Source organism: Carbonatibacter coralli (assembly GCF_039592655.1).
GTDB lineage: Bacteria > Pseudomonadota > Alphaproteobacteria > Kiloniellales > Kiloniellaceae > Carbonatibacter > Carbonatibacter coralli.
The window spans coordinates 204,222-228,766 of sequence record NZ_JBBUTJ010000004.1 but is presented as its reverse complement, the minus strand read 5'-3'; the positions used below and the strand labels follow the sequence as shown (position 1 = coordinate 228,766).

The 24,545-nt window shown below is 57.0% G+C and carries 30 protein-coding genes; 11 read left to right on the top strand and 19 right to left on the bottom strand.

Annotated features, from left to right (window positions below; translation table 11 throughout):
* Nucleotides 1-60 precede the first annotated feature (60 nt).
* Nucleotides 61-522, top strand: a complete 462-nt coding sequence (locus AAAH10_RS11615; RefSeq protein ID WP_343563699.1) for a metallopeptidase family protein — start codon at nt 61-63, stop codon at nt 520-522.
* Between the two features lie 36 nt (nt 523-558).
* Here the strand turns inward: AAAH10_RS11615 and AAAH10_RS11610 are convergent, their stop codons facing one another.
* Nucleotides 559-1,146, bottom strand: coding sequence for a uracil-DNA glycosylase family protein (locus AAAH10_RS11610; protein WP_343563697.1), 588 nt, complete (start codon nt 1,144-1,146; stop codon nt 559-561).
* Nucleotides 1,147-1,256: 110 nt separating this feature from the next.
* On the opposite strand from AAAH10_RS11610, the gene AAAH10_RS11605 reads away from it, so the two are divergent.
* Nucleotides 1,257-1,754 carry a low molecular weight protein-tyrosine-phosphatase gene (locus AAAH10_RS11605; protein ID WP_343563695.1) on the top strand — a complete coding sequence of 166 codons (498 nt, stop codon included), beginning with the start codon at nt 1,257-1,259 and terminating at the stop codon, nt 1,752-1,754.
* Here AAAH10_RS11605 and thpR read toward each other — a convergent pair.
* A complete protein-coding gene (gene thpR / locus AAAH10_RS11600; RefSeq protein WP_343563693.1) occupies nt 1,751-2,350 on the bottom strand; it encodes an RNA 2',3'-cyclic phosphodiesterase in 600 nt (199 codons plus the stop codon). The two genes, AAAH10_RS11605 and thpR, sit on opposite strands and share 4 nt — an antisense overlap.
* 237 nt (nt 2,351-2,587) lie before the next feature.
* Here thpR and AAAH10_RS11595 point away from each other — a divergent pair, with 237 nt between their 5' ends.
* Together AAAH10_RS11595 and AAAH10_RS11590 are read left to right on the top strand one after the other, a co-directional pair.
* Nucleotides 2,588-3,046 carry a hypothetical protein gene (locus tag AAAH10_RS11595; protein WP_343563691.1) on the top strand — a complete coding sequence of 153 codons (459 nt, stop codon included), beginning with the start codon at nt 2,588-2,590 and terminating at the stop codon, nt 3,044-3,046.
* On the top strand, nt 3,043-3,597 hold the full coding sequence (locus AAAH10_RS11590; protein ID WP_343563689.1) for an isochorismatase family protein: 555 nt from the start codon (nt 3,043-3,045) through the stop codon (nt 3,595-3,597). Before AAAH10_RS11595 ends, AAAH10_RS11590 begins: the two co-directional genes overlap by 4 nt.
* Before the next feature lie 9 nt (nt 3,598-3,606).
* Here the strand turns inward: AAAH10_RS11590 and AAAH10_RS11585 are convergent, their stop codons facing one another.
* The 11 genes from AAAH10_RS11585 to AAAH10_RS11535 all read right to left on the bottom strand — a co-directional run bounded on the left by AAAH10_RS11585 (nt 3,607) and on the right by AAAH10_RS11535 (nt 12,724).
* Nucleotides 3,607-4,740, bottom strand: coding sequence for an alpha-hydroxy acid oxidase (locus tag AAAH10_RS11585; protein WP_343563687.1), 1,134 nt, complete (start codon nt 4,738-4,740; stop codon nt 3,607-3,609).
* A gap of 2 nt (nt 4,741-4,742) precedes the next feature.
* Nucleotides 4,743-5,297, bottom strand: coding sequence for a sulfopyruvate decarboxylase subunit beta (gene comE / locus AAAH10_RS11580; RefSeq protein WP_343563685.1), 555 nt, complete (start codon nt 5,295-5,297; stop codon nt 4,743-4,745).
* A gap of 3 nt (nt 5,298-5,300) precedes the next feature.
* A complete protein-coding gene (locus AAAH10_RS11575; protein ID WP_343563682.1) occupies nt 5,301-5,798 on the bottom strand; it encodes a hypothetical protein in 498 nt (165 codons plus the stop codon).
* Between the two features lie 64 nt (nt 5,799-5,862).
* Nucleotides 5,863-6,279, bottom strand: a complete 417-nt coding sequence (locus AAAH10_RS11570) for a universal stress protein (RefSeq protein ID WP_343563680.1) — start codon at nt 6,277-6,279, stop codon at nt 5,863-5,865.
* Between the two features lie 12 nt (nt 6,280-6,291).
* Entirely contained in the window at nt 6,292-7,299 is a 1,008-nt protein-coding gene (locus AAAH10_RS11565) for an alcohol dehydrogenase catalytic domain-containing protein (protein WP_343563678.1), read from the bottom strand.
* The gene (locus tag AAAH10_RS11560) at nt 7,296-8,060 is read right to left on the bottom strand and encodes an SDR family NAD(P)-dependent oxidoreductase (RefSeq protein ID WP_343563676.1); all 765 of its coding nucleotides are present in this window, start codon (nt 8,058-8,060) and stop codon (nt 7,296-7,298) included. The genes AAAH10_RS11565 and AAAH10_RS11560 overlap by 4 nt, the downstream gene beginning before the upstream one ends.
* Nucleotides 8,060-9,370 (bottom strand): histidinol dehydrogenase, encoded by a 1,311-nt coding sequence (gene hisD, locus AAAH10_RS11555; RefSeq protein WP_343563674.1) that lies wholly within the window; start codon nt 9,368-9,370, stop codon nt 8,060-8,062. Before hisD ends, AAAH10_RS11560 begins: the two co-directional genes overlap by 1 nt.
* Before the next feature lie 12 nt (nt 9,371-9,382).
* Nucleotides 9,383-10,711, bottom strand: a complete 1,329-nt coding sequence (locus tag AAAH10_RS11550) for a TRAP transporter large permease (RefSeq protein ID WP_343563672.1) — start codon at nt 10,709-10,711, stop codon at nt 9,383-9,385.
* Nucleotides 10,712-10,722: 11 nt separating this feature from the next.
* Complete coding sequence (locus AAAH10_RS11545) at nt 10,723-11,238, bottom strand: TRAP transporter small permease (protein ID WP_343563669.1); 516 nt, start codon at nt 11,236-11,238, stop codon at nt 10,723-10,725.
* Nucleotides 11,239-11,361: 123 nt separating this feature from the next.
* A complete protein-coding gene (locus tag AAAH10_RS11540) occupies nt 11,362-12,507 on the bottom strand; it encodes a TRAP transporter substrate-binding protein (RefSeq protein ID WP_343563667.1) in 1,146 nt (381 codons plus the stop codon).
* Nucleotides 12,508-12,529: 22 nt separating this feature from the next.
* Nucleotides 12,530-12,724 (bottom strand): hypothetical protein, encoded by a 195-nt coding sequence (locus AAAH10_RS11535; protein WP_343563665.1) that lies wholly within the window; start codon nt 12,722-12,724, stop codon nt 12,530-12,532.
* A gap of 175 nt (nt 12,725-12,899) precedes the next feature.
* On the opposite strand from AAAH10_RS11535, the gene AAAH10_RS11530 reads away from it, so the two are divergent.
* On the top strand, nt 12,900-13,928 hold the full coding sequence (locus AAAH10_RS11530; RefSeq protein ID WP_343563663.1) for a LacI family DNA-binding transcriptional regulator: 1,029 nt from the start codon (nt 12,900-12,902) through the stop codon (nt 13,926-13,928).
* A gap of 4 nt (nt 13,929-13,932) precedes the next feature.
* Here AAAH10_RS11530 and AAAH10_RS11525 read toward each other — a convergent pair whose 3' ends face one another.
* Genes AAAH10_RS11525 through AAAH10_RS11515 form a run of 3 tightly spaced genes read right to left on the bottom strand, consistent with a single transcriptional unit; the run spans nt 13,933 to nt 17,016 of the window.
* Nucleotides 13,933-14,979: an NADP(H)-dependent aldo-keto reductase gene (locus AAAH10_RS11525; RefSeq protein WP_343563661.1), complete on the bottom strand. Its 1,047-nt coding sequence runs from the start codon at nt 14,977-14,979 to the stop codon at nt 13,933-13,935.
* Nucleotides 14,980-15,022: 43 nt separating this feature from the next.
* A complete protein-coding gene (locus tag AAAH10_RS11520) occupies nt 15,023-16,285 on the bottom strand; it encodes an FIST signal transduction protein (protein ID WP_343563659.1) in 1,263 nt (420 codons plus the stop codon).
* Between the two features lie 56 nt (nt 16,286-16,341).
* Nucleotides 16,342-17,016 (bottom strand): arylesterase, encoded by a 675-nt coding sequence (locus AAAH10_RS11515; RefSeq protein WP_343563657.1) that lies wholly within the window; start codon nt 17,014-17,016, stop codon nt 16,342-16,344.
* 258 nt (nt 17,017-17,274) lie between these two features.
* Between AAAH10_RS11515 and AAAH10_RS11510 the strand changes: the two genes are divergently transcribed.
* Nucleotides 17,275-18,009 carry an ABC transporter ATP-binding protein gene (locus AAAH10_RS11510; RefSeq protein WP_343563656.1) on the top strand — a complete coding sequence of 245 codons (735 nt, stop codon included), beginning with the start codon at nt 17,275-17,277 and terminating at the stop codon, nt 18,007-18,009.
* Nucleotides 18,006-20,591 (top strand): ABC transporter permease, encoded by a 2,586-nt coding sequence (locus AAAH10_RS11505; protein WP_343563654.1) that lies wholly within the window; start codon nt 18,006-18,008, stop codon nt 20,589-20,591. Before AAAH10_RS11510 ends, AAAH10_RS11505 begins: the two co-directional genes overlap by 4 nt.
* A 2-nt stretch (nt 20,592-20,593) precedes the next feature.
* On the opposite strand, the gene AAAH10_RS11500 is transcribed toward AAAH10_RS11505, so the two are convergent.
* Entirely contained in the window at nt 20,594-21,010 is a 417-nt protein-coding gene (locus AAAH10_RS11500; RefSeq protein ID WP_343563652.1) for a MerR family transcriptional regulator, read from the bottom strand.
* A 101-nt stretch (nt 21,011-21,111) separates the two neighbouring features.
* On the opposite strand from AAAH10_RS11500, the gene AAAH10_RS11495 reads away from it, so the two are divergent.
* Nucleotides 21,112-21,750 carry a cation efflux transmembrane domain-containing protein gene (locus AAAH10_RS11495; protein ID WP_343563651.1) on the top strand — a complete coding sequence of 213 codons (639 nt, stop codon included), beginning with the start codon at nt 21,112-21,114 and terminating at the stop codon, nt 21,748-21,750.
* A gap of 151 nt (nt 21,751-21,901) precedes the next feature.
* On the opposite strand, the gene AAAH10_RS11490 is transcribed toward AAAH10_RS11495, so the two are convergent.
* Nucleotides 21,902-22,642, bottom strand: coding sequence for an SOS response-associated peptidase (locus AAAH10_RS11490; RefSeq protein ID WP_343563649.1), 741 nt, complete (start codon nt 22,640-22,642; stop codon nt 21,902-21,904).
* A gap of 144 nt (nt 22,643-22,786) precedes the next feature.
* On the opposite strand from AAAH10_RS11490, the gene AAAH10_RS11485 reads away from it, so the two are divergent.
* From AAAH10_RS11485 to AAAH10_RS11475, 3 genes are all read left to right on the top strand, one after another.
* Entirely contained in the window at nt 22,787-23,185 is a 399-nt protein-coding gene (locus AAAH10_RS11485; RefSeq protein WP_343563648.1) for a hypothetical protein, read from the top strand.
* Nucleotides 23,185-23,361 carry a hypothetical protein gene (locus tag AAAH10_RS11480; RefSeq protein ID WP_343563646.1) on the top strand — a complete coding sequence of 59 codons (177 nt, stop codon included), beginning with the start codon at nt 23,185-23,187 and terminating at the stop codon, nt 23,359-23,361. The genes AAAH10_RS11485 and AAAH10_RS11480 overlap by 1 nt, the downstream gene beginning before the upstream one ends.
* Before the next feature lie 231 nt (nt 23,362-23,592).
* Nucleotides 23,593-24,057 (top strand): hypothetical protein, encoded by a 465-nt coding sequence (locus AAAH10_RS11475; RefSeq protein ID WP_343563644.1) that lies wholly within the window; start codon nt 23,593-23,595, stop codon nt 24,055-24,057.
* 36 nt (nt 24,058-24,093) lie between these two features.
* On the opposite strand, the gene AAAH10_RS11470 is transcribed toward AAAH10_RS11475, so the two are convergent.
* Nucleotides 24,094-24,468, bottom strand: a complete 375-nt coding sequence (locus AAAH10_RS11470; RefSeq protein ID WP_343563643.1) for a PilZ domain-containing protein — start codon at nt 24,466-24,468, stop codon at nt 24,094-24,096.
* Between the last annotated feature and the right edge of the window lie 77 nt (nt 24,469-24,545).

Genomic DNA, 24,545 nt, shown 5'->3' with positions numbered 1-24,545 from the left:
CAAAGACAGGGCCTATTCGCCGGATTAATCACACGAGCACAAGGGCAAGGACCTCCGCAAATGGCGCAGTTCCACAGAATAGGTCGCTTTACGACACCGCCGGACCTGATTGATATCGAGTCCCTGGCGCGCGAAGCCTATGCCCACATGCCGGAGGAACTCCGTCAGTTCGGACAGAATGTCACCATTCAGGTTCTGGACTTTCCGACCGAACAGATGATGGAATCCATGGACTGTGAAACGCCCTTTGACATGCTCGGCCTCTATCAGGGCGCCGATCATCAGGCTAGTGAAGACGGACAACCCGCACTGGATCGCCGCAAGAGCGAGCGTCTGCCAAGCGGAACCCACCCGGACACCGTCTACCTTTTCCGCCGCCCCATTCTGGATTACTGGAGTGAAACGGGCGAGGAGCTGCCGCAGGTGGTTTCACACATCCTGTTCCACGAGATCGGCCACCACTTCGGTTTCTCCGATGACGATATGGAACGCGTCACGGTAAAGGCAGCCCTGCTGTCCTGACTCTGACAGCTTTTCTGTCCACCCATCAGCTCTGCTCTATTGCATCAGTGTCCCGACACGACTGCGCAAATGGGGCAGCACGTCCTCCTCAAACCACGGATTTTTCCGGAGCCACATGGTGCTGCGCCAGGAAGGATGCGGCGTGGGCAGGAAATCCGGACCGAAGGCGCGCCAGTCCTGAACCGTGGCCGTCAGGTTCTTGCGCCAGTCCTTGCCCAGATAATATTTCTGCGCATAGAGCCCGACCAGCAGCGTCAGTTCCACAGCGGGCAGCTCTGCGCGCAAACGGTCATGCCACAGGGGAGCACATTCCGGACGTGGCGGAGCATCACCGCCCTTGTCCAGCCGCCCGGGATAGCAAAACCCCATCGGCATGATGGCAACTTTGCTTTCGTCATAGAAATCATTCGGCTCCAGTGCCATCCATTCCCGCAGGCGCTGACCCGATGCATCATCCCACGGCTTACCGCTTTCATGCACCCTGGTGCCCGGTGCCTGTCCGATAATCAGAATACGGGCAGACGCCTTTCCCCTGACAACGGGACGAGGTCCCAAAGGCAGATGGGCTTCACAATGCCTGCAGGCTCTGATTTCCTCCTGCAGGGATGCCAGCGGGTCACTCATTTTCTTTCCTGACTCTTTTGTTTTCTTGAACCCTTCCAGATAAGTCAGGATAATAATTTTCCCCAGCCTGACCAAGAGCTTCGCTATCAAGAGATCGTGACAGAACTTCCATGACAGACACTCAACCGAAATCCCGCTGCTCCATCCTGTTTGTTTGTACAGGGAACATCTGCCGCTCGGCAGGCGCGGAGGGCATCCTGCGCCATCACCTGAAAGAACGCGGCCTGTGGGAAAGGGTTCATCTCGACTCCTGTGGAACATCCGACTACCACACAGGTGAGCATTCAACCCCGATGGGACTCGCCCTGTCATCAAAGCGGGGCTATGACTACAGTGATCTGAGCGCACGCCAGCTGCGTGAAAGCGACTTTGAGGATTTCGACCTGATACTGGCCATGGCCGGAAATCACCTGACCAAGCTCAAGGCGCGCTGCCCCTCGGAACACCAGCACAAACTCAATCTCTACGGGGAGTTCTGCGCAGGGCCTTTCAAGGGCGACAGCGTCAACGATCCCTATTACGGCGGTGCAGCAGATTACGAGGAAATGTTTGACCGCCTGGAAAGCGCAACGGAAAACCTGATCCGCTGGATTGAAGCCAGAAGCTAGAAGGCCGAGCCCGGAACAAAACCGGAAAGGCCATAGTCATCATCCGGATCGGCAAAGCAGCCATTGGCTTCATAGCTGTCCTCGATGAAGTAACTCGCCCCCTTCTCCCCCAGATGACTGGAGTAGAGGTGGAACTCTTCGATCCAGAAACACTCACTTCTGAAAAAGGCATGTTTTTCCAGATAGCGCGCCAGAGAAACCCCGTGTGGCCGTTTCAGTCTGGACAGGGTGACATGGGGCACAAAGCCGGCCTGACGCTCCAGCGCAATTCCGGCCTGACGGGTCGCATGGTCAACAGCCAGCTTGAGTTCCGACAATGCCTCCGAAGGCTCGACTGCAACGTAAAGCAGCTTTGGATTGTCTGCCTTCCCGAAGAAATCCACCCCCTTGAGCGAAAGAGGAAAGGCATCGAAGGTCACGGACTGAAGCTCCTCGCGCAAATCCTTGAGCTGCGCGCCCCTGACTTCATCCAGAAAACGGAGAGTAATGTGGAAATTCTCGCGGGCCTGCCAGCGCTGGCCATCCAGTCCCTTCTGCAACTCCTGCACTGATCGACAGATTTCCCCGGGCAGAGACAAAGCGGTAAAGCAGCGCATATCGACCCCCTCTGTTCAGAAGTTGCTTAACGGTGTCAGCCTATCACACAAACGGGCATCACCCATCCATAAATAAGACCTGAAATCTGATGATTTGATGACAGGATGGATTTTTTTGCCGTTCTTGCGGTGCTGGCGTAATCAGCAACAATTGTTTTCTTGCCAGGCGCCCCTGCAGACGCACAATGGAAACTCAAGGATAACAACACGCCGTTCAGGCAAGAGACAGGATCAAGCATGTCAGCACTCGCTTCCGGATCATCCGGCATTCCCCCGACCTTGAAAAAGGCTTTTCTGGTCAATTTTATCTGGATCAATCTGTCTGAAGTCTTTCGCTACTTTGTATTCATCATGCCCATGATCCGCAAAAGCTTTCCCGAGCTGCCGGGCATTGCCCCCATGAACCTCGGCATTTTCAGTCTCTGGGGCCTGTGGGACCTGATCCTGATTATCGCCACGACCGGTTTTGTCTGGCTCTATCAGAACCAGTTTGGCCTGACGCTGAAAAACAGCCTGAGCGCCGGTTTTCTGGTCTGGGTTGCAATCTTCGGGATCCTCTGGCTGGCACTGTTCAATCTCAATCTTGCAACAGCCTCCATTCTGTCCATAGCCCTGCCGCTGTCCTGCCTTGAACTGCTCATCGCGGCCTGGATCGTCTTTCGGGTCCGGACAGGCAGAAGGCAGGTCCCGGAATGAGCAGGGAACAAAAGATGTTGCCGCTGGTCATCCTCGATGTTCAGGATGCCATCGACCAGCCTGTGTGGACAGACAAGAACAATCCGCACTATCTCGATGTGATCTGCAAGCTCCTGGCCCACTGGCGGGCAGAGAACCGGCCTGTGATACACGTCAAACACAATGAAGCCACACCGACATCAAGCTATCACATCCACGGCCCCTGGAATGCCATCAAGCAGGAGGTCGTGCCTCTTCCCGACGAACCCGTTATCACCAAGGAACAGAACTGCGCCTTTATCAATACGGATCTGGACAAGACCCTGAAAGAGATTGGAGCATCAGGCTTTGTTCTGACAGGCGTCGTGATTCACAATTCCATGGACGCCACAATCCGGGCCGGCAAGGCGCTGAGGTACAGGATCATCCTCCCCCGGGATGCCACAACAGCAGTTCCGGTGCGCTCACCATCGGGGGAAAGCTGGGATGCCCGGACTGTTTTCGAGATGACACTCGCCATTCTGGGCAGTGAATATGCCGACGTTACCCACTCCAGCGAACTGCTGAAATAAAGCGCGACATCAGGAGGCCCGTACAAGCTCCAGAGCGTTCCGGTTCTGTCCGGTCGGCACTTCGGTCAGCCCTGTCTGCGCCAGCGTCAGACTGACCTCTTCTGACAGGACATCCCACAGCTGTCGAAGACCCCGCTCCCCGTCAGCCGCCAGTGCAAACAGCAGGGCCCGCCCCAGGAACACATAATCCGCCCCCATGGCACAGGCCTTGACAATATCCTCGCCGGAACAGATGCCTGAATCATAGAAAAGCGGGAAACCTTCCCCCAGTTCCTTGCGGATTTCCTGAAGGGCAAGAACGGGGGGCAGGACAGATTCCAGCTGCCGGGCACCGTGGCTTGAAACCTGAATGGCATCAGCCCCGCTTTGCTTGAGTCGGGTCGCATCCTCCGGGTGCAGGACACCCTTGACCACAAGCTTCCCCGGCCAGAGCTCGCGCAGACGGGCAAAGGTCTCCCAGTCCGCAGCAGCACGGCTTTCGGTCCGGTCAAAGACGTAATCCCTGCCATCAAAGTTTGCCATCTGCGGTTTTCCGGCGAGCAATGTCGAAAGGGACCAGCGCGGATGCAGGGCAAAATCCACAAACTGTCGAGGCCCGATCCGAAAGGGCATTTTGAAGCCGTGACGCAATTCACGCGGACGGCGACCGACTTCCGGCACATCCAGCGTCATCACCAGCGTCTGATACCCCGCTGTCTTTGCCCGCTCGACCAGCTTTACGGTCCCGACCCCGTCTCCACTGAAATAGAGCTGGAACCAGGCCTGACCATCAGAGGCCTCCAGAATCTCTTCCATTGATGTCGAGGACACCGTAGACACACCATGAGGAACCCTGAAGTCTGCAGCCAGCCGTGCCAGCATCAGATCGGCCCCCGGGGTTGCGAGGTTGCACATCCCCATCGGACTGATCCCGAAAGGACGTGTTTTCTCCTGACCGAAAAGGGAGACAGACAGGCTGCGGTTGCTGACATTCCTGAGGACACGCGGCCTCAGGTGCAGGGACCGAAAGGCCTGACGGTTTGCCCCGACCCCTGTCTCGTCCCCTGCAGCACCGTCGATGTAGTCAAACACCATCCAGGGCAAGCGCCGCCGCGCCAGCCGGCGTGCATCGGCAACCGCGTGAATGCCTCCCTCAAAGAGCATGATCAGGCCTGTACCGCTTTCATGAAGCGGTCACGGATCACAACCGGATCCATGGTGATGACCGGCATCTTTGCGTTTCCGCTCTCACACTTGCAGACAATAATCGTCATCCGGCGCGAGGCAATGGCGTCCTTCAGCACCTGCCCGGTTTCCTCGGCCTGACACTCAATGACAGTGTCACAGCCACAGGCACTGGCAACCGCACTCAGGGAAGTCTTCTTGCCGGCATAGGTCACCTGATCCCCGGTAGAGCCATAGGAGCCGTTGTCGACAATCAGCAGGATGTAGTTGTCAGCCGGATTGTTGGCAATGGTCGGCAGGGTTCCGAGATTGGTCAGGACCGAGCCGTCCCCGTCAATCACAATCACCGTCTTTTCCTGCGCCAGAGCCAGTCCCAAACCGATGGAAGAGGCCAGCCCCATGGTGCCCAGCATGTAGAAGTTGGTTGGCTGATCATCAATGGCGTGCAGCTCCTGACTGGGAATGCCGATGTTGCAAACCACAAGTTCGTCACGAATGATCGGCGCAATGTCCTTGAGAATTTCCGAACGGATCATGGCTTAGTATCCTCCCCAGAAGGTGGCATCAGTCAGAATGGCAACGGGCTTGTTACACATGAAGGTGTATTTCAGGATCGCGTCCAGTTCGTCGGCATCCTCGCGCCTGTGGAAATGGTAGGTCGGGATATTCATCTGGGCGAGCAGTGCCTTGGTGTGCAGGGCCATTTCCACCTGACAGGCCACAGGCTCGCCAAGCTCCCCGCGATAGGAAATCAGCATCGGCAACGGCATCCGGTAATACTGGGTCAGGGTCGCCAGAGTATTCAGCGTCACCCCCAGTGCGGTGTTCTGCATGATGATCGCGGGACGCTTGCCCCCCATCCATGCCCCCGCACAAAGGCCCATGCCTTCGTCCTCCTTGTTGGAAGGAATGTGAAAGACCTCCGGGCGATTATCGATCTCGTCGATGACCCCGGCCAGCTGCTTGCAGGGAACCGTGGTGACAAAGCTGACATCATTTGCCACCAGATCATCCACAATTTTCGTGTTAATGGACACCAGTCATACTCCTGTTCAATAAGGTCCTGTGAAACTGAAAAAGGACCTGTCCGTTGTATTTCTCTTATTCTTCCGGGTGTCTGAGAACATGCACATCACATCCTGCATGTCTGACAATGCGCGAGGCCGTCGACCCCAGGAAATAGTCACTCAGCCCCGGCATGTGGGACCCCACAATGATCAGATCTGCCTGAGTCTCGTCGGCATAGTCCATGATGGCTCTGGCGGAGTGCCCCGTCAGCATCACGGCCTGGACATCGCCCTCGTTGCCCACCTTGTCATGAAGCCGCTGCTTTGCTTCCGCATAGGCCTGCCTGACAAGTTCCTCGTCCAGAAAGGCCTTTACGGAACCGCTCGGCATTTCATAAACGTGAACCGCAACGATCTCGCCTCCTTCAGCGCAGAGATTGCGCGCCACGGTCAGGGCCTTGGGTGCAAAGCCGTGTGCCAGGGACAATGAAAGAATGATGCGCTTGTACATGGTCTTTCTCCTTCAGGGTTCTGATGATGTCTCTGGTACAAGAATGATCTTTGGTGCAGCGGTCTGTCCACTGCGAATATCAACAAAGGCCTGTGCTCCTTCCGAAAGCGAGCGCTCCTCTGTCCAGTCCAGCTTGCCAAGAGCCCCCTCAAAAATTGCTGCCGCCGTCTGCCGGAAATCCTCCTGCGTGTAGGTATAGGTTCCAATAAAGGTCACCTCCTGCAGGGTCATCCGGCGGACATCCAGCCCTCCTTCATTTTCTCCCAGCCCGATGTGCGCAATCACCCCGCCCGGTTTGGTCAGGCGCGTTGCACTCTGGCGGGTTGAGACATAGCCGACACCATCAATGATGATGTCAAAGCAAGCCTCATCCCCGAGGTCTTCCAGCCCGATCACAGGCACATCAAGCCGGGTCGACAGATAGTCCCGTCGCAGGGAACTGGTCTCAAGCACTGTGACATTGCCAATGCCCTGTGCCTTCAGGCTGAGCGCAGCGCCCACACCAATCGCTCCTCCGCCCAGAACCAGGGCGACCGGAGCAGAAACACTCTCGTCCAGAACCCGCCTCGCCAGTCTGGAGGCATGCCAGCCACAGGCAACCGGTTCCGCCAGCGCAGCCTTGCGCAAGGGAATATCGTCCGGCACCGCGACAAGATTGCTGCGCGGCATGGCGACAAGCTCTGCAAAGGCACCCTCACGGGGCGGCATGGAAATGATCTGTCGTTCGGCGCAGAGATTTTCCCGCCCGGAACGGCAGACCTCGCAGTTCAGGCAGGAGACAAGCGGATTGATCGTGACACGCTGCCCGTCATTCCCGCCCCCGACAACGACACCTGCAGCCTCATGCCCCAGAATAAGCGGCGCCGGTCTGCGCTCGTCGTGCCCCAGAAAGGCGTGCATGTCCGAACCACAGATGCCGACATGCGAAATCCGGACGAGTTCTTCTCCGTGCTGCGGTCGGGCATCGGGAACATCCTGATAGCTCAACTGCTCCGGTCCTCTGTAAACCAGTGCCTTCATTTCGCAGTAAAGCCTCCGTCCACCATCAGAACCTGTCCGGTTACATAGCTTGATGCCTCCGAACACAGGAACAGCAGGGGGCCATCCATATCTTCCGGCTCCCCGTTGCGTCCGATACAGGTCTGGGCTGCATTGCGCGCTGCACGTTCAGGATCGGCGAAAACCGGAGCTGTCAGCTCTGTCCTGAAAAAGCCCGGCCCCACGGCATTGACACAGATCCCGTCCCCCGACCAGGCCTCCGCCATGGCACGGGTCAACTGCCCGATGGCAGCCTTTGAAGCGCCGTAGGCAATACCTCCCGGAAAAGCCCGGGTTGTCTGGAGAGAGGCAAAGTTCACAATCCGCCCCCACCGTCTTTCCTTCATGCCGTGGACCAGGTGCTTGCTCAGAAAAAATGGCACCGTGAGATTCAGGCTCAACGTTGTGTCCCATCCCTCTTCGGTCACATCATCGGCTGCCTCGCGCGTGTTGATCCCGGCTGCATGAATCAGAATATCCGGTGTTCCAAAGGGCTCACAGATCTCTCTGGCAAGCTGTTTCACACCGGAGCGATCTGACAGGTCACAGGAAATCGCATGGGTCTGCCCACCGGCTTCCTCCTGCCAGGCCTCCAGAGCGTCCCGGCGCCGGGCAATGCCGACCACGCTGGCACCGGCCTGTGCCAGAACCGAAGCAGCCCTGCGCCCCAGACCGGAACTGGCTCCGGTCACGCACGCCACCTTGCCCTGCAGATCAAACAGAAAATTCGTTCGCTCGCTCATCAGGTCCGATCCGCTGTCAGATCAAAGGTTTCATCCGGGAAATACTTGGCCAGCCGCACATCTGCTGCACGGGCATGCCCTTCCATCCCTTCCAGTCGGGAAATACGCGCCGTGGCCTCGCCAATCTGTTTCGAGGCATCCCGGGTTGCCTGCTGCCAGGTCACGATCTTCATGTACTTGTGGACCGACAGCCCTCCCGTATAGGACGCCGAACCGGACGTCGGCAGCACGTGGTTGGTCCCGGACGCCTTGTCTCCGTAGGAAACGGTTGTTTCCTCGCCCAGGAAAAGCGAGCCGTAACAGGTCAGTCGACCCAGCCACCAGTTCAGATCATCGGCCTGAACGGTCAGATGTTCCGGCGCGTACCGATCGGATGTCTGCGCCATTTCCTCCCGGGTGTCACAAAGGATCACTTCGGCATAGTCCCGCCAGGCAGCCGCCGCGTTGTCACGGTTCAGCTCCGGCAGGTCGGCAATCAGGTCCGGCACCAGTCGCATGACCTCTTCCGCGAGGGGACGATCATCCGTCACCAGCCAGACAGGAGAGTTGTAGCCATGCTCCGCCTGACTGACGAGATCAACGGCAACAACCATGGGATCAGCGGACTGATCGGCAAGGATCAGGCTGTCTGTCGGCCCGGCAATCATGTCGATGCCGACACGCCCGAAGAGAATGCGCTTGGCTTCGGCGACAAACTGGTTCCCCGGTCCGACAAGAATGTTGGCTTTTGGCAAACCGAAAAGCCCAAAGGTCATGGAGGCCACACCCTGGACGCCTCCCAGAGCCAGAATGGTATCCGCCCCGCAAAGATGGGCCGTGTAGACAATGGCCGGTGCGATCCCCTCCCCCGGACGAGGAGGAGAACAGGCGATGATGCGCTCGCACCCGGCGACCTTTGCTGTTGTCACCGTCATGATCGCACTGGCGATGTGGCTGTAACGCCCGCCCGGAATATAGCATCCCGCCGTGTTCACCGGGATGGACTTCTGCCCGCAGATCAGGCCAGGAATCACCTCGACCTCGATATCCTTCAGGGTTTCCTTCTGGGCTTCTGCAAAGCGTTTGACGTTTTCGTGGGCAAAACGGATATCCCGTTTCAGGCGCTCGGGCACAAGGGCGCTAGCGGCCTCGATTTCCTCCTGTGTCAGAATGACATTGCCTTCATAGCGATCAAACTTTGCGGCATAGCTCAGGGCAGCCTGATCCCCGCCAGCTTCGATTTCATTGAGGATGGTCTGAACGGTTTGCGACACGTCTCCTGCATCGGATCTGGATGTCAGCGTTGCCTTTTTCAGATATTCAATCGACATTTTTTCTCAATCCTACTTGTAGATATCAGGCAGAAGCGTTGTGGAGAGTTCCGGCACATAGGCAATCATCAGCACAACTGTCAGCATAAAGAAAACAAAGGGAACAGCCCTTGCGGCAATCCTGAGAATGGACTCACCGGTGATCCCGGAGACAACAAAGAGGTTCAGGCCAAGAGGCGGCGTGATAAAGCCAACCCCGAGCGCCGTGATCATCATCACACAAAACTGGATTTCATTCATTCCGATGTTGTCAGCCAGCGGCTTGAGGATCGGAGCCAGAATGACAATGTTCGGCGTCGTCTCCATCACGCAGCCCGCAGCAATCAGAATGGCGATCATCAGCAAAATCAGAATGGCCGGGTCGTTCGTCAGGGAGGTCACGGAATAGACGAAACTTTGCGGAACTCCCATGATTGCCAGCGCCTGCGCCAGAGGAAGGGAAAAGGCAATAATCGGGAGGATCACCCCGTTGACCTTGGCCGAACTGACCAGCATCGAGGGAAAATCCGAAAGCTTCAGGGTCCCCAGAATGAAGCCAAGAACAATGGTCACAACAACAGCGATTGCCCCTGCTTCGGTGGGGGTCAGGCGACCGGAAAAGATGCCGTAGAAGATAATGCCCGGAACAATGAAGGCATACCATCCGGACTTCAGCGCCGCACCGACATTCCCCAGCCATTCGCGGGTCGAGATCATTCCGCCCCCCTCATAGGCATGGAGACGGTTGACCACAATGTTGGTGATCAGGATCGAGATCAGGATCGCCAGCCCCGGAATCAGGGCAGCAAGGAAGAGTGTTGAAGCAGAGATTCCCAGAACCAGACCAATGATGATGTAGGCGATCGAGGGCGGGATCAGAATGCCCGTACAGGCACCTGCTGCAACCAGCGCACAGGCATAGGGTCTGGGATATCCGCTTTCCACCAGACGCTCGATTGTCATGCGCCCGACCGCAGCCGCGCCGGCAGCATCCGATCCGGAGATGGCAGAGAACATGCCGCAAACCAGAACCGTCGCAGAACCGAAGCCGCCTTTGGCCCAACAGGTCAGGGCATCGGCGACATCCAGAAATTTCCGGCTCAGGCCCGTTCTGACAAGCACATCGCCCGTCAGAATAAAAAGGGGCACAGCCGTCAGGGCAAAGGCATCAATCCCGTCAAAGAGGCTTTCCCCGATCAGCGACAGCGGCAGATCTCCGGACAGCACCAGCATGGAAATGGCCGCCACACCGATTGCGGCCCAGACAGGAACCGCCATGGCACAGAGGAGAACAAACAGCAGGACAGGCAGATAGAAATCCCATCCCAGTTCAACTGTCTGATTTAAAGCATTCCAGAGCATCGCATCCTCACTCAGTCAAACAGTCGATCCCCTTCGTAAACGGCCTTGCCGTCCCGAAGGCTTTTCACATCACGCAGGAGGGATTGGAGCAGACGCCAGATCATCAGGGCAAAACCAAGCGGCACCGCCATCAGAAACCAGACCATGGACACCCGAAGCCCGTGACTGACCGAACCGAACTTTGCCGAAACCAGCACTGTCTCGAAGGACCAGTAAAGCGCCACCAGAGCCACGCCGAACATCACCAGATCACCAAAGATGTAAAGCAGGGCCTTGGCGCGGTGCCCCAGATAATGCATCACCACATCAATCCGGATGTGCGCGCGTTCCTTGACAGCCGAAGCAGCCCCGACCCACGCCAGATAGATAAAGGAATAGCGGACGATCTCCTCCCCCCAGATAGAGGAATAGGCAAAGATCTCGCGCCGCAGAACCTCGACGGCCATGGTCACGACCAGCATGGTGTAGAACACCAGCAAGGCCCAGCGTTCCGCATTCCGATCCAGGATTTTCAGGAACCCTCTCATGCGCACTCCTTTGGATCACCAGCCCTTCCGGGCAGAGAAATCCTGCTCTCGTTCAATTTCACAGGGGGGAGAATAATGCGGGATCAGGCCGACAGCCGGACTGCCCCGCATTCTGTTCCCGGATCAGGCGTCGTGGACGTAATAGCGCCCTTGTGTGGATGCCGCTTCCTCAAGCTTGTCAAAGGCATCCAGAGAACCCGCCAGTTCCTTCTTGAACTCGTCCCATTCCGAACGCTGGTATCCACCAGCAGCCTGCCACTCGGCCAGTTGATCCGTCCCGAGGGAGTGGAATTCAACACCCGACTTTGTCAGTTCCGACATGGCATAGGCCCGGGCTGCGGGAACCTTTGCAAGGTTCTGATGCGCTGTGATCTCCGACGCGAATTCAATAGCCTCCTGCACATCGGAAGGCAGACCATTGAACCACTCGAGGTTACAGGAATAGACCTGACTGTCCGGAACAGCCTGGGTGAAGGTTACGTGGCTGAGAATGTCCTTGAAACCGAAGACATAGAGCGCACCAACCGAAGGATCCAGAGCATCAGCCACGCCCTGTTTGATCGCAGAAGGTGTCTCGCCCCAGGCAACAGGGGTCGGGTTCGCACCGACAAGACGGTAATACTGCTGAAGCATTTTGGAACCCGGCACGCGGAACTTCACACCATCCAGATCACCCGGTGTGATCACCGCATTGCCGCCCTTGCGAACGGCCACAACACGCGGATCGATCACAACATAGAACAGGGCCTTGAATCCGGAGGCCTCAATCTTGGGATGGACCTCTTTTTTCCAGGCATCGGATGTCACCAGATTTGTGAAACGCTGGTTGGAGCCGCAGAAGTAGGGCATGTTGATCAGATCAACAGCCGAGGCAAAGGGGGCAAAGTTCGACAGCGAGTGCTGTGCCGCCTGAATGGTCCCGGTCTGAACCTTCTGGGCCAGGGCGCCACCCGCACCGAGCTGCCCGCCGGGAGCCAGCTTGACATAGACCTTTCCATTGGTCGCGTTCTGGATGTTCTCCTTCAGATCAAGCTGCAGAATGGGATAACTGCGTGATGCACCCAGCACATAGGCCGTTGCAACAGTCATGATGTGATCTGCCGCCTTTTCACGATCGCGTTCTTCAGCCGCCGTCTGGGCGACAGCCTCTTCCGACCACAAGGTTCCTGCCGCACCGGCAACCATCGCCGCTGTAAAGGCACCCGTACCAACCAGTTTGAAAAAATTGCGTCGTTCCATCGACACAATTTCCCTGCGTTCCTTATCCATGTTGAGCCTCCCTAAATGGCTATCAATGGCGCTGCCCTTTTTCTTTTTCCTTCTGAGCAGCTTCCTTTTGCAGAATCATCGCCACAAAAACGATGGTCGCCGCGAAAAGAACAAGCATCTCCATGACATCACCAAGAAAGACTGTCTGTCCCAGTGATCCCAACACCACGTTTGCCACGAAGACAAAAAATAACGCTATTGCAATACCTTGGAGCATGAGCCCACCTCAGTTTCGAGATGACAAAATCTTTAACGCAAGGACAATGTAAGCGCTTACATTTTTTTATGCAAGCGCTTACATTGATCTCATGGGCACGAATGGTCTAAAAGAAACCTGTTGTCACAGCGCCATGATGGCCTGCTTCCAGAACTTGCCAGAGGACCGCAATCCATTGAGCACACAGGCTCCTCCAACACTTTCAGACGTTGCCCGGCACGCAGGGGTTTCGACTGCGACAGTCTCCCGCTGCCTGAATTTTCCGGACAAGGTTTCCGCCGCGACTCGCGATCGCGTCCTGTCGGCTGTTTCAGAGCTTGGCTACACCCCGAACTTTGGCGCACGGGTTCTGGCAGCCAAGCGGACCAACACCATCGGCGCCATCATTCCCACGATGGAAAACGCGATCTTTGCCCGGGGATTGCAGGCCTTTCAGGAAGAGCTTGAAAAACATGGCGTGACCATGCTGGTTGCCAGTTCATCCTACAGTCAGGACATCGAAGAGCAACAAATCCGGACACTGGTTTCCCGCGGCGCAGACGGTCTGCTGCTGATTGGTGCCCACCGGTCGGAAGCCATTTACGATTTTCTGGAGCGCCAGCAGATCCCGGTGGTGCTGTCCTGGGTCTACAGGCCTGATCTGAAACCCTTTTCTGTCGGTTTTGACAACTGCATCGCCATGGAAGAGCTGACCCGCAAGGTTCTGGAACTGGGTCACAGAAAGATCGCCGTCATCTCTGCCCCCACAGCGAACAATGACAGGGCCTATCAGCGTGTCCTCGGGGTTCGCCAGGCCCTGCAGTCCGCAGGTCTCGACCCGGCAGAGCTTCTTATCCGGGAAACGCCATACGGTATTGACGAGGGCGCCGAGGCTTTCAGGGAAATCATGGCCGTACAGGACAGGCCGACAGCCGTTCTCTGCGGCAACGATGTGCTCGCAGCCGGCGCCATGAGACAGGCCCGCGAGATGGGGCTTTCCATACCGGATGAGGTCTCTGTTACAGGCTTTGATGACATCCAGCTGGCAAGCATCGTATCACCCGCCCTGACAACGGTTCACGTTCCGCACAGAAAAATGGGTGCGGAAGCGGCCCGCACCCTTGTTCGTCTGGTCAAGGGAGAAAGGGATGTCTCCAAAAGCCTGCGCCTGGACACAACCCTTCACCTGCGGGGTTCACTTGGCCCCGTCACCGGCCGCACCTGACACCTTACGGGCAGGGGAAGGTGTGCCTGTGTCCCAGTTCTTCCAGATCCGACAGCAGCTCCTCTGACAGAGACAGCTCTGCAGATTTGATCACATGCCTGAGCTGATCCATTGTCCTCGCTCCGAAGATGTTGGACGTCAGGAAAGGACGGGAGGTAACAAAGGCCAGCGCCATATGAACCGGATCAATACCGCGTTTTTCGGCAAGTTCCAGATAATCGGCAACGGCATCCTGTCCGCTCTGTTTCATGTAGCGGGTCTGTTCAGGGAACAGTGTCATGCGAGCACCGACCGGACGTGCGCCGTTCAGATACTTGCCGGTCAGTGTACCCGCAGCCAGAGGCGCATAGGCCAGCAGACCGACATTCTCGCGAACGGCCACCTCTGCCAGTCCGACCTCGAAGGAACGGTTCAGCAGACTGTAGGGATTCTGGATTGACACCATGCGAGGTCCCTTGCCCTGCTCGGCAAGTTTCGTATAGGTCATGACACCCCATGGTGTTTCATTGGAAACACCCACATGGCGAACCTTGCCCTCCTGCACCAGCTCATTCAGCGCAGAGAGCGTTTCTTCGGGGTGAACCATGTTTTCCTGCGGATCGTGCCTGAAATTGAGCGTTCCGAACTTGTTCACATTGCGGTCGGGCCAGTGAAGCTGATACAGGTCGATGTAGTCGGTTTGCAGCCGGCGCAAAGAGCCTTCAATGGCTTCCCTGATATTCCTGCGATCCAGACGCGGGGCACTGCCATCCTCGCGCATGTAGGTCATGTGCTCACTGGGGCCGGTCACCTTGCTGGCCAGAACAACCTTGTCACGGTTGCCTGTCTCCCGGAACCAGTTCCCGATGATTTCCTCGGTCGCACCATAGGTGCCGCTGCGTGGCGGAGCCGAGTAGAGCTCTGCCGTGTCAAAGAAATTGATCCCCTGTTCCAGGGAATAGTTCATCTGCTCAAATGCTTCGGCCTGTGTGTTCTGCTCTCCCCAGGTCATGGTTCCCAGACAAAGTGCGCTGACAGAGATATCTGTCCTACCTAGTTTGCGGTATTCCATTTTTCTTACCTATTTTGAAAGTTCATCAAGCGAGTGGCGAGACTCAATAAAAGAGTGTCAAAACGCCCGTATAGGAATAGAGCTGCTGGCCACAGATTTCCCCGCTGGCATAAAAACCAACCATCGGAATACTGCCCAGCTCTTCGTTGAGAATGCTCCATTCCTCGGAATTCGGACCAAAGAGTGCCCTGCCCCGCCCTATACAGGAAATATAAATGCCGCCTTTGGGTTCGGAAGGAAGCTTGCTGCGCATTTCATCCAGCATGCGATAGAAATCCTGACGCGCTGCCTGATTGTCCCTGCGACAGAAGAAAATCTCGTCCCCTTCGGCAAAGGATATATCGAGATGAAGCTCTCCGGTTTCAACCGTTATGCCCAACAAATGATGCACGCGATAGTCCCCGCCCGATACCTGATTGTGGCCTGCCCTCTCCTCATCCTGATAGCGGCGCGCCACGAAGACATAACCGCCAAGACGCCGCAGATCGCGGGCCAGAAGTTCGCCAACGTCCTCCTTGAGCACATCAAGCGCCGGTCGACCATCAAGGGACGTCAGCATGGTTCCGTCAACACCCGTTACCCTGTGCACCTCGCCAATGGCACTGCAGCCCTGCGTCAAACCGGCCATGACACCAACGGCATCATTGAGAATCACACCGCCAAAGCCGCCGTCCTGAACAGTGTCAGCCACCAGAGGCCACTCCATCCGGGAAGAGGTCAGTCCGCCGATCAGATCACAGGACAGAGTTTTCTGCAGTTCGGGGAAAACACTGGGCAGCTCCGTTTCACGCGGATCCGCATGGATCATACTCAAACGGGGTGTCTGCTTTTCCAGCCAGTCCGCCAGACCATTGCCCCGCATGTCCAGAAACATGGGAACCTCCAGCGGAAGGTTCGCAGCAAGATCGCGGTCAATCTCCGTGATATCGCTCTGTTCAGGTTTCAGATGCGCCTGAAAGGGCTGAAAGGCTCCGTCAGGCAGGGAAGCGATCATGACGCTCAAACAGGGAACATCATAAAATTCCCCGGTCCTGAATGCGCCCTGGCTATCGCGTCCCATGACACCGATCCCCAACCCGACAGTCCCGCAAAAACAGGATATGGCTGTTCGCGTTTTCAGCAGGGTAATGATGCTGGAAAGCTCTTCGGAAAGACCGTCACTGGCGTAGACAAAACCGATCGTCGCTCCGTCAAATCCTTTCGACGCCCCGCTCCAGTCTTCTTCCAGTGCAGAAAGAACCTCAAGGGTGGCCTGGGACCAGTCAGTCTTCAGACTGAAGGCTGAAGCGAACCGCAAGTTCGGCATAGGCAATACTCTTTAATCAATGGCTTCAACAAATTGCCCGCCCCGTGCAGATTTGCTCAGGACGCCGATTTGTACTCCGATGGTATCAGAGGAAGCAGGCTTGGCAAAAGCCTCTCTGTAATTTTCTCAACCCCTGCCCTGTTCGGATGGATGCCATCGGCCTGGTTCAGCTCCGGCACCTGGGCAACGCCCTCCAGAAAAAACGGATAGAACGCCGTGCCCTTGCTTTGCGCCAGCTCGGGATAAAGGCTGTCAAAAACACTCACATACTCTGTCCCGAGATTGCGGGGCGCCATCATCCCCGCCAGAAGGACCTTCACATCGGCCGCCTGAAAGCGATCAATAATCGCTTCGATGTTGCTGCGGGTCTGCTCGGGGTTTAAACCGCGCAGGCTGTCATTCCCGCCGAGGACGATAATGGCAACATCGGGATTGTCCCCCAGAGCCCAGTCCACCCGTGCCAGTCCGGCTGCGGTTGTATCGCCCGAGTTCCCTGCGTTGATCATGCTGATGTTATACCCCTGTTCCAGAAGAACCTGTTCCAGCTGGTCGGGGAAACTCTGCCCGGCCGGAAGGCCGTAGCCATGCACAAGGGAATCTCCAAAGGCCATGATCCTGAACGGCTTTTCCTGGGCCTGAGCCCCGGAACTTGTCACACCGGCCACAACCAGCAACGCTGCCAGCAGGGACAGCAAGGTTCGGGAAAGCTTCAGGGAAGGAAAAAAAGGCATACGCAAGGGTCCGAAAGGCAATTGGAGGAACATCTATAGCAACTGGGTTGAAAACCTTCCTGTTTCAAGAGCGAAATCTTTCAGATTCATCCGGCCCGGTCATCCGGAAAGACGCCCTGCCGTAAGAAGGAACAAGGGTCTGCCCTGATTGTTCTATAGAGAATTGGCTCCATGACATTGATTGTCAAATCATCTTCACTATATCCAGTTCTTCAACACGACCTCTTACCCGCGCGTTTTCTTAAACAGGTACAGCCGATGACCAGCACGCTTATCTCGATCAGGGATCTTTCCTACAGCCAGCCTTCCGCAGCCCACGCTGCAGAGGGAGGACTTGTTAAAATTCTCAAGGACATCGCGCTGGATATTCCCTCCGGGCAAACCCTTTCCATCGTGGGTCCGTCCGGCTCCGGCAAAACCTCCCTGATGATGCTGATGGCCGGACTTGAGGCACCAACCAGCGGCGACATTTCCATTGCAGGACAAAACCTCGGAGAGATGAACGAGGACGAGCTGGCACGTTTCAGACGCGACAATATCGGAATTGTCTTTCAGGACTTCCATCTGATTCCGACCATGACAGCACTGGAAAACGTCTCCATCCCGCTCGAATTTGCACGCGTACCCGATGCGCGGAAGCGGGCCGAAAAATGCCTTGAGGACGTTGGACTTGGACATCGTATGGACCACCTGCCCAGCCAGCTGTCCGGTGGTGAACAGCAGCGCGTGGCACTGGCCCGGGCCTTTGCGGTCGCTCCCAAGCTTCTCCTTGCCGACGAACCAACGGGAAATCTGGACACAGGCACAGGCGCCATCATCACGGATCTGCTTTTTGAAATGCAGCGCCAGCACAACACCACGCTTGTTCTGATCACTCATGATCCCGCACTGGCAGAGCGCTGCAACCGGACGATCACCATCCGCGATGGCGAGGTTATCAGTGACACCACAGAGACACGCCATCATGCCGAGCCTGTGGAGGCTGCTCAATGAGTTCCATCAGCGAAGCAGGAATTCCTGCATCCGGGCAAGGCAGCCGACGATCAAAAGCCCCCTCACTGGGCATGGCCTTCACTGTCGCCTTGCGCGAACTTCGCGGCGGCCTGAAAGGCTTTCGTATCTTTCTCGCCTGTCTTTTTCTGGGCGTCGCGGCCATTGCCGTCGTGGGCTCGCTCTCAACTTCGATTGAACAGGGTCTGAAAAACGATGGCCGCAGTCTTCTGGGCGGTGATCTGGCTCTCAACCTTGTGCACTACCCCGCAACCGATGAACAGCTGGACTGGCTGAACGGTCGGGCCGATGTCTCCCGCATTCGGGAAATGAACGCCATGGCCCGGGTGCCGGAAGACGGTGGCAAACGCAGCATGGTTGAGTTGCGGGGTGTTGATTCTGTCTACCCTCTTTTCGGGACTGTAGACCTCAGCACCGGCCAGGAGCTGAAAGACGCTCTGGCCTTCAGGGACGGGCACTGGGGGATTGTTGCCCCGGCCAGCATTGTCAACAAACTGGGCCTTTCCGTTGGGGACAAGGTCATGATTGGCGAGACAGCCTATGAGATCAGGGCCGAACTGGAAAAGCAGCCCGATCTGAATTCCCGTGCCTTTTCCTTCGCAGCCAGTGTGATCGTTGCCGACGAAAGTCTGGACAGCACCAACCTGATTCAGCCCGGAAGCCTGATTCGTCACGACTACCGTCTGGTTTTGCCAGAGGGCAGCGATGTAACGGCCTTCAGAACCGAGCTTGAGAGCAGCTTTCCCGATGCAGGATGGCGCATTCGTGATTCCAGCGGCGCCGCCCCGAGAATTACCCGCTTTGTCGGTATCCTCGGCACCTATCTGACGCTTGTCGGTCTCGCCACACTCCTCGTCGGCGGTGTCGGCATTGCCAATGCCGTAAAGAGCCATCTCGACAGGAAGGTCGCCACCATTGCCACCCTCAAGTGTCTGGGGGCTGATGCCGGTTTTATTTTCAAAAGCTATCTGATCCAGATTCTGGGGCTTTCTGTCATTGGCATTCTTGCCGGACTGGCTGTCGGTGCCATCACCCCGACCATTGCAGCTGTTCTGACGGAGGGACTGTTCAACTGGTCACTGGCAGGCGGCGTCTTTGTTGCACCTCTGCTGATCGCTGCTGCTTTCGGCCTTCTGACTGTGCTGGTCTTTTCGACCTGGGCTCTGTCCCGCGCCGGTCTTGTTCCCCCGGCCCGCCTCTTCCGTGATCTGACCTCGCCCATCACAGGACGCCCAACCAAACCGGCCATGCTTTTCATCCTGCTGTGCGTGATGGCTCTGGCTGCCGTCAGCCTGGTCTTTGCCCATGACCCGAAAATCGCCGGCGGCTTTCTGGTGGGAACGGCTGTTGTCTTCGCTCTCTATCAGGGGGCCGGGTCTCTGGTGACGCGCCTGTCGCGCAAGCTTCCCCGCGTCAGCAATCCTGCCATCCGAACGGCCCTGTCCAATCTGGGACGCCCCGGCGCCCCCACCGGCAGCATTATCCTGTCTGTCGGCATGGGCCTGACAGTGCTGGTGATCGTTGCCCTGCTGGAGGCCAATGTCCGGCAGGCCATCAATCAGAGCCTCCCCGAAGAGGCACCCGGTTTCTATTTCATCGACATCCAGCCCGATCAGGTTGAGGAGTTCGACCAGATCGTCAATGGCTTTGAGGGGATCGAGAAGGTTCAGCGCGTTCCCATGCTGCGCGGACGCATTTCTGCCGTTAACGGACGTGATCCGCAGAGTTACACCATCCCCGAAGACATCGAATGGATTTTCCGCAGCGACAGAGGCCTGACCTGGTCTGCAGACGCACCGGAGGGGACCGAACTGGCCAGCGGGACCTGGTGGTCCCCCGACTATGACGGTCCTCCACTGGTTTCCATTGATGATCGCGTGGTCCAGGGGCTCGGGCTCAAGCTTGGCGACAGCCTGACACTCAACATTCTGGGACGCGAGCTGGACGTCGAGATTGCCAACACGCGCGACATCGACTGGAGCGGCCTGCAAATCAACTTTGTCATGGTCTTTTCTCCCGGCGTTCTCTCCAGGGCGCCCCAGACCCATATCGCAACCATCAAGGCTTCACCGGATATCGAGGACGAACTGGAAGTCACCCTGACAGACCGTTTTCACAACATCTCCTCCGTCCGGGTCAAGGAAGCCCTGGCTGCGGTTACGGAAATCCTGAACCACGTTTCACTGGCCCTGACAGTGATTGCCGGTCTGACACTTGCTGTTGGCGTTCTGGTCCTCGGCGGCGCCATTGCTGCCAGCAACCAGCGCCGGGTCTATGACACTGTTGTTCTCAAGGTTCTGGGAGCCTCCAGAAAAGCGCTGGCCACAACCTTCTTTGTTGAGTTCGGCGTGCTTGGCCTGATTGCTGCTGTCTTCGCAGCACTGGTCGGAACAGCCGGAGCCTGGGTTGTTACGACAGTGATCTTCAAACTCGACTTTGTTCTGGCCTCCAGCGTGATTGTTCTGGTGCCGCTTTCAGGCCTGCTCTGTGCTGTGATCTTCGGTTATCTCGGCACCTGGTCCGCCCTGCGGCAACGCCCCGCGGCCCTGCTCAGGAACGAATAGCATCAGTCGTGCTCTCCAGAGCAGAGCGAGTGATCGGAAATAGCCGAGAGAATATTGCATTCACCCGCTGTGTGACTGTCACAGCTGGCCGTAATGCGCTCCAGTTCGCTCTCCAGGGCCTTCAGGCGACGAAGGCGATCCCGGACATGCTCCAGATGCGTGTTTGCAATGGCATGGGCCTCGGTACAGGAACGGTCGGGGTGATTGCTCAGTTCGACCAGTTCCTCGATCTGCTCCAGTGAAAGCCCCAGGTCGCGGGCATGACGGATAAAGCGCAACCGTTCCAGGGCAGCCGGCGGGTAGCGTCGCTGATTGCCGGCTGTGCGCTCGGCTTCTTCCAGCAAACCGATTTCTTCATAATAGCGGATCGTCGGCACCTTGACGCCTGATTCGCTGGACAACCGGCCAATCGTCAACATTTTTCAATTTTCCTCTTGAACCTCTAGTTACTAGAGCAATTAGGTTCACACTGTACAGATATCAAGGCCTCTTTGACAGGCCGGAAACGAGGACATGAAAAATGGCTGGATGCGGTTGCAACCACAACGCCCGCTTTGACGGACTCTCCAGGGATTACAAACGCAGGCTGTGGCTGGTCATTGCCATCAACGCCACCATGTTTGCCGTGGAGATGACCGCCGGACAGCTCGCCGGATCACAGGCTCTGCAGGCTGACGCGCTGGATTTCTTCGGCGACACCATGACCTATGGCCTGTCTCTTGCCGTCATTGGCTGCAGCCTTGCAATCCGCGCGCGCGCCGCCCTGCTGAAAGGAGTAAGCCTCCTGCTGATGGGGCTCTGGGTGCTGGGTTCAACGGCCTATCAGGTCCTTGTCCTCGACGTTCCCTCGGCGCCCATCATGGGTGCGATCGGCTTCCTGGCACTGATTGCCAATCTGCTGTCCGTACTTCTGCTGGTCCGTTACAAGGACGGCGATGCCAATGTCCGCTCGGTCTGGCTCTGCTCCCGCAATGATGCCATCAGCAATGTCATTGTCATGATCGCTGCAGCAGGGGTTTGGGGCACGAGCAGCGGCTGGCCCGATCTGGCTGTTGCCGGAGTTATGGCCACCCTGTTCCTTTCTTCAGCCTTCCAGATTCTCAAACAGGGAATGGAAGAATATCAGCAGGGTAAAAACGCTCCGAAGCCTCTGGCATAAATCTGTCGGGCTCAATGCAAGACGATGTGTCCCCCCAAACTCCTGAAGATCAGGAGGAAACGGCCCCCTTGAAAACGAGACAGGTCCGCGCTCTTTCCAGGCAACACCCGGACTCTGTTCCGGACAGACGCCTCACTCTCGCACTCCTCCCCTAAAAGAGGGAGAACTGGTCACTTTGACCGGACTGTACTGCTGATGCCTCGGCATCCTCTTCCTCCTGAAGGGCTTCCATACAGGCGGGATCGTCATGCCTGACCGCATTGACCCGTGTCGAAACCCTGAAAGCCTCCAGCACACCGGCCGGTGGCGCTCTCAGGAATAGTTCTCCGCCTTCCCATAACCAGCGGTTATAGTATGCAGGCGGCACCAGCACCGGTGAGCGATGGTGCAGATGGCGGATATCGGGACCGGCCGCCGTTGTCAGAATGGCACAGGACTGCACCTCACTGCCGTCTGCCCCCAGCCAGTCATCCCAGATTCCGGCGAGTGCAAAAGGCTCCCGGCTTTTCAGGCGTATAAACCAGGGCTGTCGCTTGTCACGCTGTTGCTGTCCGTTTTCCGACCACTCATAAAAGCCGTCGAGCGGGATCAGACACCTGCGGCGGCGGAACGGTCCCTTGAAAGCCGGTTTTTCCGCAACGGTCTCGGAGCGGGCATTGAACAGGTTCGCCCCCTTCATCGGCTCCCGGCTCCACGACGGAACAAGGCCCCAGCGCATAAGCGTCATGGACGGCACCGGCCGTTCTCCGTGCGCCGGAGATTTCAGACAAACCGTCACGACAGGTTGTGTTGGAGCCAGATTGTAGCGCGGCTCCAGATTGGGCCGTTCCCTGAACCCGAACTGGCGGGCCAGAAGCTCCATTGGTGTATAAAGCGCATAGCGCATGCACATGCCAGCACTCCCGGACAAAAAATCTCGTCACAAGGATATTGCACTGACTGCGCAAAAACACCAGATCCGGCTTGACCTCGGGACAGTAAAAAGAGACCTTGCGCCAGGCGGCGAAATCCCGAGCGGGTAGATGAGGAAGCCTTTATGCTTTTTGGAATGTTTGGTGCCTTCGGGCGCAAAAAGGAACTCCATATGATCGACGAGGGACTGCGTCGGCATGCTGTCATCTCGTCCAGTGTTCCCGAGTCTGTAAAGATCGCACTCTGGAAACGCGTCAGGGACCGCAACCCTGCCCCGGAGGAGAAGGAAGGCATCCTCAACGATCTCGGGGCCTTTCTGGCCTATCTCTGCCAGGGGCACGAAGACTTCAGCCATAATCTTGATCCCGATCTCGCCAACGGGATGGCAAGGCGTGTCGATCTGGCCGAAACCTTTGATGAATCACTGGATGCCGAAACCATTCTTCTGAGCCTCTATGCCGGTCTTGCTCACGAGGACTTCGCAAGCCGCTTTTCCATTGAAGAGACAGAAGGAGAAGAGTGATGCGCAACCCGGTTCTGATTCGCCTGGTCTATATCTTTTTCTGGCTGATCTTCATTCCCTTCATCCTGCTGCTGAACCTCTTTGAAGCAAGGAAGGGGGAAATCCGCCATGAAGAGGGCGGGAGTGATCCGCGAAAGACCATTGCCAAACGTCACCAGCCCCGTCATTTTCCCTAGAAGCAGGGTCCTCACAACAAAAGTGATCGCTGCAACTCCAGCTTTCCTTTCACAAAACAGCTGCTTTTGGTTAAAATAGCAGACTGCCGACCGAGAAATTTCAGGAGAAATCCGATTAGCAAGACCGGCTTTACAGAGTCTGAAAGAACAAGGTTCCGGAACCTTCTGGAGGTTGCCGCACAAAGCCCCTATGAGGGTGAGCGCGACAACGCCCTGAAGGCTGCTGAACGCATGGCCAAAAACCGGGGCATGACCCTTGATGAAGCGGCCTCGGGCGGAATCGATGATCGCCATTCGCGCGGCTCAGCCGATTTTCATCGCGAACGCTCCCAGGCCTCCGGCGAACGCAGACACAGCGGCAAGAGAAGCCGGGGTCCGGCAACAGCAACAGAACGCGTCTTCGCAAATGCCCTGCACCTGATGGACTTTCACCTGCAACAGGCAAAGGCACAAAGGGAGGCTGCCCTCAAGGCAGCCTATGACCGCGGCCTGGACAAGGGCGACAAGCCGACAGCCCAGCTGGCCAGCCCGGGCGGACGGAGCAAACGCAACCAGGGCAGGCGTCTGCCTCCGGAAGTGCACGCCCGCATTCTTCTGAACGAAACACAGTTTTCAATCAAGGAAGTGGCCCGCATCACCGGACTTGATGTCTACAAGGTCACAAGTCTGAAGCTGCAAATGCGAAAGGCGGCCTGAGCCGCCCTGTTTTTCACCCGGTGCATTCCGTCACAATCAGCCGAAGAGTTCGGATTGGCGGCCCGACTTTCCTGACGGCTTCGACAGGGATGCCTTGATCACGGAAGAGCCTTTGCTCCCCTGGGCATCAAGCCGGCTTCCGCTCGCAGACGGCATGGCCACAGCACTTTGCTGTTCGAGAATTTCAAGCCCCACACCATCCCAGGCATGACGCACGACCAGCGCACGCACCTCGCCCATTGTGGTGGAGTTCAAAAGCACTTCCTTCCCGATCGCCGGACGCGCCACAGTCTCGACAAAGACCCCGTTGCACGAGATATCGTGTAACAGGCACTCATGCCAAGCCTCGCCAATCCGGAGACTGGCGACATCATTTGCGCGATAACGTTTGAACTTACGGCTTTCTTCCATACAAGATCTCTTGTGCAATCAGGTACATAGAGAAAATACTCGTAAAATCTTACCAATTCCTTAGCACTCGGCCCCAA

Bases quoted from the DNA above. Each gene is read 5' to 3' on its own strand.
- AAAH10_RS11615 (WP_343563699.1), top strand. From the start codon at position 61: ATGGCGCAGTTCCACAGAATAGGTCGCTTTACGACACCGCCGGACCTG.
- AAAH10_RS11610 (WP_343563697.1), bottom strand. From the start codon at position 1,146: ATGAGTGACCCGCTGGCATCCCTGCAGGAGGAAATCAGAGCCTGCAGG.
- AAAH10_RS11605 (WP_343563695.1), top strand. From the start codon at position 1,257: ATGACAGACACTCAACCGAAATCCCGCTGCTCCATCCTGTTTGTTTGT.
- thpR (WP_343563693.1), bottom strand. From the start codon at position 2,350: ATGCGCTGCTTTACCGCTTTGTCTCTGCCCGGGGAAATCTGTCGATCA.
- AAAH10_RS11595 (WP_343563691.1), top strand. From the start codon at position 2,588: ATGTCAGCACTCGCTTCCGGATCATCCGGCATTCCCCCGACCTTGAAA.
- AAAH10_RS11590 (WP_343563689.1), top strand. From the start codon at position 3,043: ATGAGCAGGGAACAAAAGATGTTGCCGCTGGTCATCCTCGATGTTCAG.
- AAAH10_RS11585 (WP_343563687.1), bottom strand. From the start codon at position 4,740: ATGCTCTTTGAGGGAGGCATTCACGCGGTTGCCGATGCACGCCGGCTG.
- comE (WP_343563685.1), bottom strand. From the start codon at position 5,297: ATGATCCGTTCGGAAATTCTCAAGGACATTGCGCCGATCATTCGTGAC.
- AAAH10_RS11570 (WP_343563680.1), bottom strand. From the start codon at position 6,279: ATGTACAAGCGCATCATTCTTTCATTGTCCCTGGCACACGGCTTTGCA.
- AAAH10_RS11565 (WP_343563678.1), bottom strand. From the start codon at position 7,299: ATGAAGGCACTGGTTTACAGAGGACCGGAGCAGTTGAGCTATCAGGAT.
- AAAH10_RS11560 (WP_343563676.1), bottom strand. From the start codon at position 8,060: ATGAGCGAGCGAACGAATTTTCTGTTTGATCTGCAGGGCAAGGTGGCG.
- hisD (WP_343563674.1), bottom strand. From the start codon at position 9,370: ATGTCGATTGAATATCTGAAAAAGGCAACGCTGACATCCAGATCCGAT.
- AAAH10_RS11550 (WP_343563672.1), bottom strand. From the start codon at position 10,711: ATGCTCTGGAATGCTTTAAATCAGACAGTTGAACTGGGATGGGATTTC.
- AAAH10_RS11545 (WP_343563669.1), bottom strand. From the start codon at position 11,238: ATGAGAGGGTTCCTGAAAATCCTGGATCGGAATGCGGAACGCTGGGCC.
- AAAH10_RS11540 (WP_343563667.1), bottom strand. From the start codon at position 12,507: ATGGATAAGGAACGCAGGGAAATTGTGTCGATGGAACGACGCAATTTT.
- AAAH10_RS11535 (WP_343563665.1), bottom strand. From the start codon at position 12,724: ATGCTCCAAGGTATTGCAATAGCGTTATTTTTTGTCTTCGTGGCAAAC.
- AAAH10_RS11525 (WP_343563661.1), bottom strand. From the start codon at position 14,979: ATGGAATACCGCAAACTAGGTAGGACAGATATCTCTGTCAGCGCACTT.
- AAAH10_RS11520 (WP_343563659.1), bottom strand. From the start codon at position 16,285: ATGCCGAACTTGCGGTTCGCTTCAGCCTTCAGTCTGAAGACTGACTGG.
- AAAH10_RS11515 (WP_343563657.1), bottom strand. From the start codon at position 17,016: ATGCCTTTTTTTCCTTCCCTGAAGCTTTCCCGAACCTTGCTGTCCCTG.
- AAAH10_RS11510 (WP_343563656.1), top strand. From the start codon at position 17,275: ATGACCAGCACGCTTATCTCGATCAGGGATCTTTCCTACAGCCAGCCT.
- AAAH10_RS11505 (WP_343563654.1), top strand. From the start codon at position 18,006: ATGAGTTCCATCAGCGAAGCAGGAATTCCTGCATCCGGGCAAGGCAGC.
- AAAH10_RS11500 (WP_343563652.1), bottom strand. From the start codon at position 21,010: ATGTTGACGATTGGCCGGTTGTCCAGCGAATCAGGCGTCAAGGTGCCG.
- AAAH10_RS11495 (WP_343563651.1), top strand. From the start codon at position 21,112: ATGGCTGGATGCGGTTGCAACCACAACGCCCGCTTTGACGGACTCTCC.
- AAAH10_RS11490 (WP_343563649.1), bottom strand. From the start codon at position 22,642: ATGTGCATGCGCTATGCGCTTTATACACCAATGGAGCTTCTGGCCCGC.
- AAAH10_RS11485 (WP_343563648.1), top strand. From the start codon at position 22,787: ATGCTTTTTGGAATGTTTGGTGCCTTCGGGCGCAAAAAGGAACTCCAT.
- AAAH10_RS11480 (WP_343563646.1), top strand. From the start codon at position 23,185: ATGCGCAACCCGGTTCTGATTCGCCTGGTCTATATCTTTTTCTGGCTG.
- AAAH10_RS11475 (WP_343563644.1), top strand. From the start codon at position 23,593: ATGGCCAAAAACCGGGGCATGACCCTTGATGAAGCGGCCTCGGGCGGA.
- AAAH10_RS11470 (WP_343563643.1), bottom strand. From the start codon at position 24,468: ATGGAAGAAAGCCGTAAGTTCAAACGTTATCGCGCAAATGATGTCGCC.